The sequence below is a fragment of the Polaromonas naphthalenivorans CJ2 genome (genome assembly GCF_000015505.1).
Taxonomy (GTDB): domain Bacteria; phylum Pseudomonadota; class Gammaproteobacteria; order Burkholderiales; family Burkholderiaceae_C; genus Polaromonas; species Polaromonas naphthalenivorans.
The window spans coordinates 326,355-339,910 of the sequence record NC_008781.1 but is presented as its reverse complement, the minus strand read 5'-3'; the positions used below and the strand labels follow the sequence as shown (position 1 = coordinate 339,910).

The 13,556-nt window shown below is 59.2% G+C and carries 19 protein-coding genes; 4 read left to right on the top strand and 15 right to left on the bottom strand.

The features are described from left to right. Window positions 1–85: 85 nt before the first annotated feature. The 12 genes from secY to PNAP_RS01625 all read right to left on the bottom strand — a co-directional run bounded on the left by secY (window position 86) and on the right by PNAP_RS01625 (window position 7,297). Window positions 86–1,393, bottom strand: coding sequence for a preprotein translocase subunit SecY (gene secY / locus PNAP_RS01680; protein ID WP_011799769.1), 1,308 nt, complete (start codon window positions 1,391–1,393; stop codon window positions 86–88). Window positions 1,394–1,412: 19 nt separating this feature from the next. After that, window positions 1,413–1,844 carry a 50S ribosomal protein L15 gene (rplO, locus tag PNAP_RS01675; RefSeq protein WP_011799768.1) on the bottom strand — a complete coding sequence of 144 codons (432 nt, stop codon included), beginning with the start codon at window positions 1,842–1,844 and terminating at the stop codon, window positions 1,413–1,415. 13 nt (window positions 1,845–1,857) lie between these two features. Beyond that, complete coding sequence (rpmD, locus tag PNAP_RS01670; RefSeq protein WP_011799767.1) at window positions 1,858–2,040, bottom strand: 50S ribosomal protein L30; 183 nt, start codon at window positions 2,038–2,040, stop codon at window positions 1,858–1,860. A 13-nt stretch (window positions 2,041–2,053) separates the two neighbouring features. Further along, a complete protein-coding gene (gene rpsE, locus PNAP_RS01665) occupies window positions 2,054–2,572 on the bottom strand; it encodes a 30S ribosomal protein S5 (RefSeq protein ID WP_011799766.1) in 519 nt (172 codons plus the stop codon). A 17-nt stretch (window positions 2,573–2,589) separates the two neighbouring features. Beyond that, on the bottom strand, window positions 2,590–2,955 hold the full coding sequence (rplR, locus tag PNAP_RS01660) for a 50S ribosomal protein L18 (protein WP_011799765.1): 366 nt from the start codon (window positions 2,953–2,955) through the stop codon (window positions 2,590–2,592). A gap of 11 nt (window positions 2,956–2,966) precedes the next feature. Further along, window positions 2,967–3,500 (bottom strand): 50S ribosomal protein L6, encoded by a 534-nt coding sequence (rplF, locus tag PNAP_RS01655; protein WP_011799764.1) that lies wholly within the window; start codon window positions 3,498–3,500, stop codon window positions 2,967–2,969. 24 nt (window positions 3,501–3,524) lie between these two features. Beyond that, window positions 3,525–3,920, bottom strand: a complete 396-nt coding sequence (gene rpsH / locus PNAP_RS01650; RefSeq protein WP_011799763.1) for a 30S ribosomal protein S8 — start codon at window positions 3,918–3,920, stop codon at window positions 3,525–3,527. Between the two features lie 18 nt (window positions 3,921–3,938). Continuing rightward, on the bottom strand, window positions 3,939–4,244 hold the full coding sequence (gene rpsN, locus PNAP_RS01645) for a 30S ribosomal protein S14 (protein ID WP_011799762.1): 306 nt from the start codon (window positions 4,242–4,244) through the stop codon (window positions 3,939–3,941). Window positions 4,245–4,252: 8 nt separating this feature from the next. Beyond that, window positions 4,253–4,792: a 50S ribosomal protein L5 gene (gene rplE, locus PNAP_RS01640; RefSeq protein ID WP_011799761.1), complete on the bottom strand. Its 540-nt coding sequence runs from the start codon at window positions 4,790–4,792 to the stop codon at window positions 4,253–4,255. A gap of 2 nt (window positions 4,793–4,794) precedes the next feature. After that, the gene (rplX, locus tag PNAP_RS01635; protein WP_011799760.1) at window positions 4,795–5,115 is read right to left on the bottom strand and encodes a 50S ribosomal protein L24; all 321 of its coding nucleotides are present in this window, start codon (window positions 5,113–5,115) and stop codon (window positions 4,795–4,797) included. A gap of 12 nt (window positions 5,116–5,127) precedes the next feature. Further along, window positions 5,128–5,496, bottom strand: a complete 369-nt coding sequence (gene rplN / locus PNAP_RS01630) for a 50S ribosomal protein L14 (protein WP_007869247.1) — start codon at window positions 5,494–5,496, stop codon at window positions 5,128–5,130. Between the two features lie 214 nt (window positions 5,497–5,710). Then, window positions 5,711–7,297 (bottom strand): glycerol-3-phosphate dehydrogenase/oxidase, encoded by a 1,587-nt coding sequence (locus PNAP_RS01625; RefSeq protein WP_011799759.1) that lies wholly within the window; start codon window positions 7,295–7,297, stop codon window positions 5,711–5,713. Window positions 7,298–7,498: 201 nt separating this feature from the next. On the opposite strand from PNAP_RS01625, the gene glpK reads away from it, so the two are divergent. From glpK to PNAP_RS01610, 3 genes are all read left to right on the top strand, one after another. Then, window positions 7,499–8,992, top strand: a complete 1,494-nt coding sequence (gene glpK, locus PNAP_RS01620) for a glycerol kinase GlpK (protein WP_011799758.1) — start codon at window positions 7,499–7,501, stop codon at window positions 8,990–8,992. Between the two features lie 95 nt (window positions 8,993–9,087). After that, the gene (gene proC, locus PNAP_RS01615; protein ID WP_011799757.1) at window positions 9,088–9,927 is read left to right on the top strand and encodes a pyrroline-5-carboxylate reductase; all 840 of its coding nucleotides are present in this window, start codon (window positions 9,088–9,090) and stop codon (window positions 9,925–9,927) included. A 252-nt stretch (window positions 9,928–10,179) separates the two neighbouring features. Continuing rightward, window positions 10,180–10,401, top strand: coding sequence for a hypothetical protein (locus tag PNAP_RS01610; protein ID WP_041376451.1), 222 nt, complete (start codon window positions 10,180–10,182; stop codon window positions 10,399–10,401). A gap of 108 nt (window positions 10,402–10,509) precedes the next feature. Here the strand turns inward: PNAP_RS01610 and ubiA are convergent, their stop codons facing one another. The 3 genes from ubiA to PNAP_RS01595 all read right to left on the bottom strand — a co-directional run bounded on the left by ubiA (window position 10,510) and on the right by PNAP_RS01595 (window position 13,007). Further along, the gene (ubiA, locus tag PNAP_RS01605; protein ID WP_011799756.1) at window positions 10,510–11,379 is read right to left on the bottom strand and encodes a 4-hydroxybenzoate octaprenyltransferase; all 870 of its coding nucleotides are present in this window, start codon (window positions 11,377–11,379) and stop codon (window positions 10,510–10,512) included. Window positions 11,380–11,413: 34 nt separating this feature from the next. Beyond that, window positions 11,414–11,938, bottom strand: coding sequence for a Dps family protein (locus PNAP_RS01600; RefSeq protein WP_011799755.1), 525 nt, complete (start codon window positions 11,936–11,938; stop codon window positions 11,414–11,416). A 112-nt stretch (window positions 11,939–12,050) separates the two neighbouring features. After that, the gene (locus PNAP_RS01595) at window positions 12,051–13,007 is read right to left on the bottom strand and encodes a LysR substrate-binding domain-containing protein (RefSeq protein ID WP_011799754.1); all 957 of its coding nucleotides are present in this window, start codon (window positions 13,005–13,007) and stop codon (window positions 12,051–12,053) included. A 149-nt stretch (window positions 13,008–13,156) separates the two neighbouring features. Here PNAP_RS01595 and PNAP_RS26750 point away from each other — a divergent pair, with 149 nt between their 5' ends. Further along, window positions 13,157–13,552, top strand: a complete 396-nt coding sequence (locus tag PNAP_RS26750) for a hypothetical protein (RefSeq protein ID WP_157040189.1) — start codon at window positions 13,157–13,159, stop codon at window positions 13,550–13,552. The last annotated feature ends 4 nt before the right edge of the window (window positions 13,553–13,556 follow it).

Genomic DNA, 13,556 nt, shown 5'->3' with positions numbered 1-13,556 from the left:
TTTTTTCTCCTAAACTTTCACTCTGTGCTTACTTGGAACGGAACACACCATGTGCTCGCCATAAATCGTCAGGTCAATCAGGACATCACGTCTTGAAATTGGCCTTTTTCAGCAACGACTCATACTGCTGCGACATCATGTAGTTCTGAACCTGAGCCATGAAATCCATAGTGACCACAACAATAATCATCAACGACGTTCCACCAAAATAAAACGGTACGTTGTACTTTAAAATCAAAAACTCGGGCAGCAAACATACGAAGGTGATGTAAACCGCGCCTGCCAATGTCAGGCGAACCAGAATCTTGTCGATGTAGCGTGCCGTCTGATCACCTGGACGAATTCCCGGAATGAACGCCCCGCTCTTTTTCAGGTTGTCTGCAGTTTCACGGCTGTTAAATACCAAAGCTGTGTAAAAGAAACAGAAAAAGATTATCGCACTGGCGTACAGCATCACATAAATCGGCTGACCCGGCGTCAGCGTACTGGCGATGTCTTTCAACCAGCGCATGCTTTCACCCGTGCTAAACCACCCCACCACCGTTGCTGGCAGCAAAATAATCGAGGAAGCAAAAATGGGAGGAATAACGCCTGCCATGTTCAGCTTCAGAGGCAAATGCGATGACTGTCCACCATAAACCTTGTTACCAACTTGTCGCCTGGCATAGTTCACAAGAATCTTGCGTTGACCTCGCTCAACAAACACAACAAAGTACGTTACCAGCACAACAACCGCAACGATCACGATGGCAATCAATATGCTCATGGCACCAGTACGCACCAGTTCCAGTAAACCACCGAGTGCACTTGGCAAACCAGCCGCAATACCTGCAAAAATCAGGATTGAGATACCGTTGCCCAAGCCACGCTCAGTAATCTGCTCGCCCAACCACATCAGAAACATTGTTCCCGCTGTCAGACTGAACACTGCTGTCATCCTGAACCCGAAACCAGGCATCAACACCAAACCAGGCGAGCTTTCCAGCGCAACGGCAATACCCATCGACTGGAACAGGGCAAGCCCTAGCGTTCCGTAACGTGTGTACTGCGTGATCTTGCGCCTGCCCGATTCACCCTCTTTTTTCATCTGCTCGAATGTGGGAACCACATAAGTCAGCAGCTGCATGATGATGGAAGCCGAGATGTAGGGCATGATGCCCAAGGCAAACACCGTGAATCTTGACAAGGCACCACCGGAGAACATATTGAACAAGTTCAATATGCCGCCCTGCTGGCCCTTGAACAGCTCCTTCAATTGACCGGGGTCAATGCCTGGAACTGGAATATGCGCACCGACACGGTACACGACCAGCGCCAGCAGCAAAAACACAAGCCTGTTGCGCAAGTCGCCGAACTTGCCGGTTTTTGCAATTTGAGCCGAGTTGGTTGCCACTGATTGGTTCCGTCAAGTATTAAGCGATGGAGCCGCCAGCGGCTTCAATGATGGTCTTGGCACCTGCCGTAGCAGAAATACCCGTCAGCTTGACCGCCAATGACAGCGATCCGGTGTTGATGATCTTGACGTTCTTGGCGATCTGACCCACAAGGCCAGACTGCTTCAGGGTCAACAGATCCACTTCGGCCAGACCGAGCTGTTCCAGTGCCGTGAGGGTGACCTCGGCATTGAATTTCAGCAGATGTGACTTGAAACCACGCTTGGGCAAGCGACGCTGCATAGGCATTTGACCGCCTTCGAAGCCTACCTTGTGGTAGCCGCCCGAACGGGATTTTTGTCCCTTGTGGCCACGACCGGCCGTTTTGCCCAAGCCAGAGCCGATGCCGCGACCGACACGCCGTTTGGCATGTTTGGCGCCCTGGCCAGGCGTGATTGTGTTCAATTCCATGATGAGTCTCCGCTCAGATAACCTTGACCAGATAACTGATCTTGTTGATCATGCCGCGCACTGCGGGCGTGTCCTGCAATTCGCTGACGCTGTTGACGCCACGCAGGCCCAGACCACGCACGGTAGCGCGGTGTGATTCCTGGGTGCCAATCGGGCTGCGAACCAGCTGGACTTTTACTTTGATTTCTTTGGTCATTTCACTGTCCGCCTTAGCCGAAGATTTCTTCGACTGATTTGCCACGCTTGGCCGCGATATCGGAAGCCGTGGTGGAATTTTTCAGTGCATCCATGGTGGCGCGCACCATGTTGTACGGGTTGCTCGAACCATGGCTTTTGGCCACGATGTCGGTGATGCCCATGACTTCGAACACTGCGCGCATCGGACCGCCAGCAATGATGCCGGTACCCTTGGGAGCCGGCGCCATCATGACGTTGGCTGCACCGTGGTGACCGAACACATTGTGGTGCAGCGTGCCGTTTTTCAATGACACCTTGGTCATGTTGCGGCGCGCTTCTTCCATGGCCTTTTGCACGGCTGCAGGCACTTCTTTCGACTTGCCCTTGCCCATGCCAACGCGACCATCACCGTCACCGACCACGGTGAGTGCGGCAAAACCGAGAATACGGCCGCCCTTCACCACTTTGGTCACGCGGTTGATCGCGATCATTTTTTCCTTCAGACCATCGTCTGGAGCGTCGTTTTGCGATTTAGCTTGAAACTTAGCCATACTTAATTCCAGTCTGCTTAGAACTGCAAACCGGCTTCGCGAGCCGCATCAGCCAGCGCTTTGACGCGGCCATGGTACGCAAAACCGGCGCGATCAAACGCCACTTTTTCTACACCTGCTGCTTTTGCCTTTTCGGCAATACGCTTGCCAATGGCCTGCGCAGCAGCAACATTTCCACCCTTGCCCGAGCCGCCAATTTCATTGCGCACTTCCACTTCAGCAGTGGAAGCAGACGCCAGAACCTTGGTGCCGTCGCCAGAAATAACACTGGCGTAAATATGCAGATTGGTGCGATTCACGGACAGACGGGCAACGCCTTGATTGGCAATGCGGATGCGGGTCTGGCGTGAACGACGAAGGCGCTGCTCTTTTTTGGTCAACATGATGCAGCTCCTTATTTCTTCTTGGTTTCTTTGATCGTGATTTTTTCATCCGAATAACGGATGCCCTTGCCTTTGTAAGGCTCGGGAGGACGAACTGCACGCACTTCAGCGGCAATCTGGCCTACACGTTGGCGATCAGAACCCTTGATGACCACTTCGGTGGGCGTTGGGGTTGCAACCGTGATGCCCGCAGGCATGGCCATCACCACAGGGTGGGAATAGCCCACTGTGAGGTTCAGCTTGTCACCTTGAGCCTGGGCCTTGAAACCCACGCCGACCAGGTTCAGCTTTTTCTGAAAACCCTTGGTGACACCGACCACCATGTTGTTCACGAGCTGACGCATCGTGCCGCTCATGGCATTGGCTTGGCGGGAATCATTGGCTGGTACAAAAGTCAGCTTGCCGTCGTTACTTGCGATAACAACATGGGCGTTCTGTGCCAGTGCCAAGGCGCCCAAGGCGCCCTTGACATTGATCTGGGTGTCTTTGATTGCGATTTCCACACCTTCGGGTATGGCGACCGGCATTTTTGCTACACGAGACATTTCAGTTACTCCTCAATGCCGCCGTTAGGCCACGTAGCACAACACTTCGCCACCGGTACCGGTAGCGCGTGCTTTGCGATCGGTCATGACACCCTGGGGCGTCGTGACAATTGCCACACCAAGGCCATTCATGACCTGGGGAATGGCGCCATGACCTTTGTACACACGAAGACCGGGGCGGCTGACGCGCTCGATGCGCTCAATCACGGGGCGGCCTGCGTAATACTTCAGGGCGATTTCCAGTTGGGGCTTGCCATCGTTAGCCTTGACGGAGAAGCCATCAATGTAGCCCTCATCCTTCAGAACCTGTGCAATGGCGACTTTGACTTTTGACGAAGGCACCAGCACAACAGCTTTTTCAACCATTTGTGCATTGCGGATGCGTGTCAGCATGTCGGCGATAGGATCACTCATACTCATCTGGGGTTCTCCTATTGCTTACCAGCTTGCCTTGGTGATACCAGGGATATCACCAGCAAAAGCCAATTCGCGAATTTTGGCGCGAGCCAAACCGAATTGACGGAACGTGCCACGCGGACGACCCGTGATGGCACAGCGATTGCGCTGACGCGTCGGGTTGGCGTTGCGGGGCAACTTTTGCAACTCCAGACGGGCCAGGGCGCGTTCGTCGTCGGTGCGCTTGAAATCATTGGCGATTGCCTTGAATTCAGCGTGTTTCTTGGCAAACTTGGCGACGAGCTTGTCGCGCTTCAGTTCACGTTGCAGTAATGCTTGTTTTGCCATATCCCGCCTCAGTTCTTGAACGGAAAACGGAAGGCGGTGAGAAGCGCTTTGCACTCTTCATCGGTCTTGGCCGTTGTGGTAATGCTGATATTGAGACCGCGCAAGGCGTCAACCTTGTCGTACTCGATTTCAGGGAAAATGATCTGCTCTTTAACGCCGATGTTGTAGTTGCCGCGGCCATCGAAGGCGCGACCAGAAATACCGCGGAAGTCACGGACGCGGGGCAAAGCCACGGTCACGAAACGGTCGAGGAATTCATACATCTGCACGCCGCGCAGCGTGACCATGCAGCCAATCGGCAAGTCTTCGCGGATCTTGAAACCGGCGATGGCCTTCTTGGCCTTGGTCACCACAGGCTTCTGGCCTGCGATCTTGGCCATGTCGGCCACGGCGTTGTCCATGACTTTCTTGTCGGCAACCGCCTCGCTCACACCCATGTTGAGCGTGATCTTGGTGATGCGCGGCACCTGCATGGGTGTCGTGTAGCCGAATTTTTCAATCAGGGCTGGCGCGATTTTCTCGCGGTATTGATCTTGCAAGCGTGCCATGTTTATGCAGCCTTAATTTCTTCGCCGCTGGACTTGAAGACGCGCGTTTTCTTGCCGTCAGCCAACAACTTGATACCAACACGATCCGCCTTGCCCGAAGCCGCATTGAAAATGGCGACGTTGGACTGGTGAATCGGCATGCTTTTTTCAACAATGCCACCTGTGGTGCCTTTGAGCGGATTGGGCTTGGTGTGTTTTTTCACCAGGTTGATCCCGTCCACCAGCACATAGCTGTCGTCAACGCGCAGCGAAATCGTGCCGCGCTTGCCCTTGTCGCGACCGGTGATCACGATGATCTCGTCGCCTTTGCGAATTTTGTTCATTGCCTTTGGTCCTTACAGAACTTCAGGAGCCAAGGACACGATCTTCATGAACTTTTCAGTGCGCAGCTCGCGCGTCACTGGTCCAAAGATACGGGTGCCGATAGGCTCCAGCTTGGCATTGAGCAGCACTGCTGCATTGCCGTCGAATTTGACGAGCGAGCCATCACCACGGCGGATGCCCTTGGCGGTGCGAACGACCACAGCACTGTAAACCTCGCCTTTTTTGACGCGGCCACGTGGAGCGGCTTCTTTGATGCTCACCTTGATGACATCACCAACGCTGGCGTACCGGCGCTTGGATCCGCCCAGCACCTTGATGCACATCACGGATTTGGCACCCGTGTTGTCAGCAACATCGAGTTTGGATTGCGTTTGAATCATTTAATTTAGTCCCAACTTGCACCAGCATTGGCAGCCTGCTTGATGCAAACCACCTGCCAATCAGTCTTGGGCCCGTCGTCCACACTGCAAACCACTTGCAATGCTTCCGCTGGGCAGAAGTTCTTCGCCTTTTATAGCGAAGCCCACGATTATCACGAAAGTAAAAGGCAGTGTCAACAATGTTTGTAAAAATAATCCTGCCGCAGGGAATGCGTCAGGCTGGCACGCTCAAATACTGATCGCACAGCGCCAAAAAGGACTGCAGTTTTGCGTCCATCCCGTTTTCCTGCTGGAGCAGGGCTGCCACTGCCGGCGCCAGGGTGCGCGCCAGTGCCGCGTCCAGGAACAACAGCCGCGAGCGCCGGGCCAGCACATCCTCCACGGTACGCGCATATTCATGGCGGGCGGCAAACCGAACCATGGCCTCGGTCAGGCCACCGCCCAATTCATGATCGGCGCCCCGCAAGGCCTGCACCGCGCCGGCTTCGCTTCCATACAGGTGCAACCCAGGCGCCTCGCTGATCCTGACGCTGGAGCGCTGGGCACCCACCAGCTTGAGATGGTCTGTCGGCATTCCGGTACGCGCCGGCAGCAGCCCGGCGGCAAAGCATTTTTCCAGCACGTCGCCCGCCATGGCGCGGTAAGTTGTCCATTTGCCGCCCGTCACCGTGACCAGGCCGCTCTTGCTGACCAGCACGGTGTGTTCGCGCGACAGCGTCTTGGTGCTGCCGGCAGCATCGTCAGTCGGCTTGACCAGCGGCCGCAGTCCGACCCAGAGGCTCTTGATGTCGGCCCGGCCTGGCGCGCGGCTCAGGTAGCGGGCCGACTCGCGCAGGAGGAAATCGACCTCTTCCCGGAACGGCAGCGGTTCGCGCGCCAAGGTGTGGCGCGGCGTATCGGTCGTGCCAAGAATGGTTTTTCCCAGCCAGGGCACGGCGAACAAGACCCGGCCATCAGACGTTCTGGGAATCAGCAGGGCATGGTCGGTGGGCAAAAACTCACGCTCCACCACGATATGCACGCCCTGGCTGGGGGCGACCATCGGTTTGGTCGTGCATTCCACGGCCTTGCCGTCCTGCATCCGCAGCCGGTCAACCCAGACACCCGTGGCATTGACCACGCAGCTGGCATGCAATTCGTGGGTATGGCCCGTTTCCCGGTCCAGCGCGCACAGCCCGACCAGCTTGCCGCCCTCATGGATCAGCTTGGTGGCGGCGCAGTAATTGACCAGCAGCGCACCCTGCCGGGCAGCGGTTCGGGCCAGCGCCAGGGCCAGCCGCGCGTCGTCAAACTGGCCGTCCCAGTACTTGACGCCGCCCTTCAAGCCTTGCGGCTGGAGCGTTGGCAGGTGCGCCAGGGTTTCGGGGCGGTTCAGGAATTCGGTATCGCCCAGCCCATCCTTCCCGGCCAGGGTGTCATACATCTTGAGCCCTAGTCCATAAACAGGCGATTCCCAGAATTTGTAGCAAGGCATGACAAAAGGCAGCGGCTGCGCCAGGTGCGGCGCGTTGGCCAGCAGCGTCGAGCGTTCATGCAAGGCTTCGCGGATCAGCGAAATATTGCCCTGCGCCAGATAGCGGACGCCGCCATGCAGCAGCTTGGTGGCGCGCGACGAAGTGCCTTTGGCAAAGTCGTGCGATTCGACCAGCACGACGGAAAACCCTCTTGCCGCAGCATCCAGCGCCACGCCCAGGCCGGTTGCCCCGCCGCCGATAACGGCGACATCGTAATGACGCGGTTCGGCGAGCCGATCTATCAGGTTCTTGCGCCGTGTGCGGGCCGGCAAGGCATCGATTGCCATGGGCTTTTCATTTCCCGATTTCATAAAAACCCATATGTCACAGTATGTATTGAGCTTACCTCAGCCCCTGCCACGCTTGAGCGCCCTTGCGGGATATCTGTTGGCATGCGGCGGGCAGGAAGCGACGCCGCAATAGTCCCGTTTCGGCTGTGAAATACTCATTCCCCGAACCCAACCCCACACCAACCGACCCAAAACGCCATGGCCTATCTTCTCGCCCTCGATCAGGGAACCTCCAGTTCGCGAAGCATTGTGTTTGACGAAGAAGGCCGCGTGGTGGCGCTGGCCCAGCGGGAGTTGCCGCAGATTTATCCCAGGCCGGGCTGGGTCGAGCACGACCCGATGGAAATCTGGCGCGGCCAGCTGGCCACGGCGCGGCAGGCGCTGGCCAGCGTGGGCCTGGCCGCCTGGGACATCCGGGCGATGGGCATCACCAACCAGCGCGAAACCACGGTGCTCTGGAACCGCAGGACCGGCCAGCCGGTTCACCATGCCATCGTCTGGCAGGACCGGCGCGCCGAGTCCACCTGCGCGCAATTGCGCGAGCAAGGCCATGAAGCGCTGATTCAAGCCAAGACAGGGCTGCTCATCGACGCCTATTTTTCAGGCACCAAGCTCAAGTGGCTGCTCGACAACGTAGCCGGTGTGCGCGCGCAGGCCGAGCGCGGCGAACTGGCCTTTGGCACCATCGACAGCTGGCTGATCTGGCAGCTGACGGGCGGCACCGTGCATGCCACCGACGTCAGCAATGCCTCGCGAACGATGCTGTTCAATGTGCGTACCAACCAGTGGGATGCCGAACTGCTGGACCTGCTGGGCATTCCGGCGTCGCTGATGCCCGAGGTGAAGCCGTCCAGCGCGCACTACGGCGAGGTGCGGCCCGAGCTGCTGGGCCATGCTATCCCGATTGGTGGCGTCGCGGGCGACCAGCAAAGCGCGCTGTTCGGCCAGGCCTGCTTCAGGGCCGGCATGGCCAAGAACACCTACGGCACCGGCTGCTTCCTGCTGATGCACACCGGCGCGCAGTTCCAGGCGTCGAAGAACGGCCTGCTGACCACCAGCGCCGCCCAAACCACGGCGCAGACCGAATTCGCCCTGGAAGGCAGCGTATTCGTCGGCGGCGCGGTGGTGCAGTGGCTGCGCGACGGCCTGCACGCCATCCAGGGCAGCGCCGAGGTCGAGGCGCTGGCGCAAAGCGTTCCCGACTCGGGCGGCGTGATGATGGTGCCGGCCTTCACCGGCCTGGGCGCGCCCTACTGGAAACCCGAGGCGCGCGGCACCATCACCGGCCTGACGCGCGGCACGACCATGGCCCACATTGCGCGCGCGGCGCTGGAAAGCATCGCCTACCAGAGCGCCGCGCTGCTGCTGGCCATGAGCCGCGATGCTGTCGCCGCAGGCGCCGCGCCGCTGGCCGAGTTGCGCGTCGATGGCGGCGCCAGCAGCAACGACCTCCTGATGCAATTCCAGGCCGACCTGCTGGGCATTCCGGTGATCCGCCCGGCCGTGACCGAAACCACGGCGCTGGGTGCGGCCTGGCTGGCGGGCCTGTCCAGCGGCGTGTACGGCAGTACCGACGAGCTTTCCAGCCTGTGGCGCGCTGAACGCACCTTCCTGCCCACGCTCAGCACCGGGCGCGCAGCCGAACTGATGGCGCAATGGGAGCATGCGGTGCGGCAGACGGTGCTGGCGTAGGCGCCATCGCCATTTTTCACATCCCCTGGGCGACAATCCTCGACCGGGCCGAGGCCTTCAAATCCACCCTCCGTTTTATCAGCAGGCACACGACCATGACTCCTCAAACCACCGACAGCAGCAACCAACACATCGCCTTCATCGGCGGCGGCAACATGGCCAGCGCCATCATCGGCGGCCTGCTCAAGCGCGGCCTGCCGGCCAGCCAAATCCAGGTGGTCGAGCCTTTTGCAGAACAGCGCGCCCGGCTGGCGCAGCAGTTCCAGATCGAGGTCAGCGAAACCGCTGGCGCATCGCTGGCCCGCGCCACCCTGGCCGTCTGGGCCGTCAAGCCGCAGACCTTCAGGCAAGCCGCCGAACAAAGCCGCGCGCATACCCAGGCCGCGCTGCACCTGAGCGTGGCCGCCGGCATCCGTTCAAGCACCATTGCCGGCTGGCTGGGGACCGAACGCGTGGTGCGCGCCATGCCCAACACGCCGGCGCTGATCGGCCAGGGAATGACCGCCCTGTTCGCCCGGCCCGCCGCCAGCGCCGCCGACCGGCTGGCCGTGGAGCGCGTGGTGCAGACCACGGGCCAATACTTGTGGCTGGACGAGGAAGCGCAGCTCGATGCCGTGACCGCCCTGTCCGGCTCTGGCCCGGCTTATGTTTTTTACTTCATCGAAGCCATGATCGAGGCCGGCACCGACATGGGCCTGAGCCGCGAGCAGGCGCAGCAACTGGCGGTCGGCACCTTTGCCGGCGCGTCGGCGCTGGCGCACGAGGCCACCGAGCCACCCGAGGTGCTGCGCGCCCGCGTGACGTCCAAGGGCGGCACCACTTATGCGGCGCTCACGTCGATGGAGCAGGACGGCATCAAGGAAAAGTTCATGCAGGCGATGCATGCCGCCCGCCAGCGCGCCAGCGAAATGGGCGATGAATTCGGCGCCGCATGAGTTTTTTTTCATCAAATAAGGCTTCTGCGCAATAACAGCCTGCATTGACAGCTATCTTTTTCATAGTAATTTCCGGCTGAAGCGGCTTGGCCTGAAAATAAAAAAATAGTTTCAAAAAACCGGAAAAATCCCGTCAACCGACTTTCGTAACCATCCGTTAACCACTCACGAGCGTTCAGCTTGTCGCCAGCCACTCCGGTGGATGACACGACAGTGCAAACGTAAGTACCTTACAAACACCACGGAGCATCCATGAAAAAATTCCTGTCCATCCTTGCCAGCGCCGCTGTTCTCGCCATGCCTTTGGCTCTGGTTTCCGCCCCAGCCGCTGCCCAGACCGCCGCTGCTCCTGCCGCACCCATGGCGGCTCCTGCCGTCAAAGCAGCACCTGCCAAAGCAAAAAAGACCACGGTCAAGCACAAGGTCAAAGCCAAGGCCAAGCACAAAGCCAAAGTGGCTCCTAAAGCTGCCTGATCAGCCACAGGACGCTTCACTGGCAGCCAAACCGGCCAGCTGAAGTCCTTAAAAAGCCCGCGAATTGCGGGCTTTTTCATGGGCGCACGTCAAGTCGCGCAGCCCGCTTCAGCGGCCCCAGTACGACAGGGCAACGCCGGCAAACACCGTGAATCCCAGCCAGTGATTGAGGCGAAACGCCTTGAAGCAGTCGTCGCGCTCGCGTTTGCGGATCAGCCAGCCGTGCCACAGCGCCTGCGCCAGGGCCAGCGCGATTGCTATCATAAAAATAGCTGATTGCGCCCGCTGTATAAGCGCAAAAGCCCAAATTGATATAAAAATCAGGTAACTGAGCATGACGCCGGCCACGTCGAAGCGGCCCAGCGTGATGGCCGAGGTCTTCATGCCGATCTTTAAATCGTCATCGCGGTCCACCATGGCGTATTCGGTGTCGTAGGCAATCACCCAGAACAGGTTGCCCAGCAGCAGCGCCCAGGCTAAAGGCGGCACGCGCGACTGCACGGCGGCAAACGCCATCAGGATGCCGCAACTGAAGGCCACGCCCAGCACCGCCTGCGGCATCGACACATAGCGTTTGGCAAACGGGTACGCCAGCGTCACGGCCAGCGCGGCAAACGACCAGGCAATCGTGACGGCATTCGTGGTCAGCACCAGGCCGAACGCCAGCAAGGCCAGCACCGCGCCCAGCCCCAGCGCTTCCCTGACGGAAACCGCGCCGCTGGTCACCGGCCGCTGCGCCGTGCGCTTGACATGCCGGTCAAAATCACGGTCGGCCACGTCGTTGATGCAGCAGCCCGCGCTGCGCATCAGGAATGTTCCCAGCGTAAAGACCGTCACCAGGTGCCAGCCCGGAAAGCCATGCGACGCCAGCCACAGCGCCGACAGCGTCGGCCACAGCAGCAGCAGCCAGCCGGCTGGCCGGTTCCAGCGGATCAACTGCAGATACAGGGAAAATTTGCTGGGCGCACCGGCGGTCATCGTCAACATTGGGACAAACAGTTCAAAGAAAAACTTACTCTTCAAGCAGCGAACGCAGCATCCAGGCGGTCTGCTCATGCACCGTCATGCGCTGCGTCAGCAGGTCGGCCGTCGGCTCGTCACGGGCCTCGTCGGCCATGGGAAACAGCTCGCGGGCGGTACGGGCGACCGCTTCGTGGCCCTGCACCAGGATGCGGACCATTTCCAGCGCCTTGGGCGGTGTCACCGGCACATCGGGCACCGTGGCCAGCAGGCTGAACTGCGCATACGAGCCGGGCGCCGGATGGCCGAGCGAACGGATGCGTTCGGCCACCGGGTCCACCGCATTCCACAACTCGGTGTACTGCACCATGAACATGGTGTGCAGCGTGTTGAACATCGGCCCGGTCACGTTCCAGTGGAAATTGTGCGTCGTCAGGTAGAGCGTGTAGGTGTCGGCCAGCAGGCGACTCAGGCCCTGGGCAATCGCGGCACGGTCTTTTTCGCTGATGCCGATATTGATCGCCGGGGCGCCTTGAAGCGTCGCTTTGAGAATGGTTTTAGCAGGAGATTTGGCCATGATTTTTTCCTTTTAAAGAGACAAGCAGGGAATAGACACTGTACGAAAACAACCCGGGGGTAGCAACAGCCCATGCCTATGCGCGCCATAGGCACCGCTGATACAGATCAAGTCAGGACAGGCGGATGACGCCGGGCAACTCGCACGCGTAAATCGCGTTGCGCAGCGCGGCGATGGCTTCGTAGCGGGTGAAGCTGCGGCGCCAGGCCAGCACCACGCGCCGCGTCGGCACATGGCCCTCGAACGGCAGGTAGCGGATGTAGGAAGGCTGGTCCGCGGACGTATCCTGGCCGCTTAGCGCCAGCGCCGACTTGGGCACGCCCAGGCGCGGCACCAGCGTGATGCCCATGCCGGCGGCCACCATGTGTTTGATAGTTTCGAGCGACGAGCCTTCAAAGCTCTTGCTGATGCCCTCGGCGCTGGTGGAAAAACGCGCGAACTCGGGGCAGACCTCCAGCACATGGTCGCGAAAGCAGTGGCCCGTGCCCAGCAGCAGCAGGGTTTCCTTCTTCAGTTCCTCGGCCGTCACACTGGTGCGCGCGGCCAGCGGGTGGCTGCTCGGCACCGCCGCCATGAAGGGCTCGTCGTACAGCGGCGCAATCGCCAGGTTGGTGTCGGGAAACGGCTCGGCCAGGATGGCGCAGTCGATCTCGCCGGTGCGCAGTTCCTCCAGCAGCTTGACGGTGAAGTTCTCCTGCAGCATCAGCGGCATCTGCGGCGTTTTCTCGATGATCTGGCGCACCAGGTCGGGCAGCAGGTAGGGGCCGATGGTGTAGATCACGCCCAGGCGCAGGCTGCCGGCCAGCGGATCCTTGCCGCGCCGGGCGATCTCGCGGATGCTGTCGGCCTGCTCCAGCACGCTTTGCGCCTGGCGCACGATTTCCTCGCCCAGCGGCGTGACGGTGATTTCATTGGCATTGCGCTCGAACAGCTTGACCTGGAGTTCTTCTTCAAGCTTCTTGATCGCCACGCTGAGCGTCGGCTGCGAGACATGACAGGCTTCAGCGCCCCGGCCGAAGTGCTTTTCACGGGCCACGGCGACTATGTATTTGAGTTCGGTCAGCGTCATGGGGGGATTGTCGGCTTTTCGCAGATGGGATGGCTGACTGCGATTGTTGAGGTCATTTCTGGGATGGTTGCCTTACTTTTTTCTGCCCATCCAGAAATTTATAATTCTGCGGCGTTGAGTGGTCTTTTTATTTAGCCGTTAGGTTGCTCGTGCCAATCGCCGTCTCTGCATATTTCGCCATCTACATCACATTTTGTCTGTGGGCTCATTACGACGACTTCACGAACAGGAACTCAGCCTCTTGGTTTGCGATTGTCGAGATGGCAAGCAATGTTTTCCTTTTACTCGCTGCGCTGTCTTTCTGGCTGCCATCACTGCGCGCCATTCCTTCGTCACTACTTTTCGCTCTCTTTGCATTCGGCTGCATGGTGTTTTTCGTGCAGGGCATCGTGGTAGGTCGCAAACATGCCAAAGACCAAGGGTTGTCCAGTGCGGGCAAAGTATTCACGGTTTTTTCGGGCGCTGTACTTGGTGTACTCGTAACCGGACCACTCCTGTACTGGGGCTGGCAGTCAACTGTTCGCATCATCCATGCAGAAACCTAACACT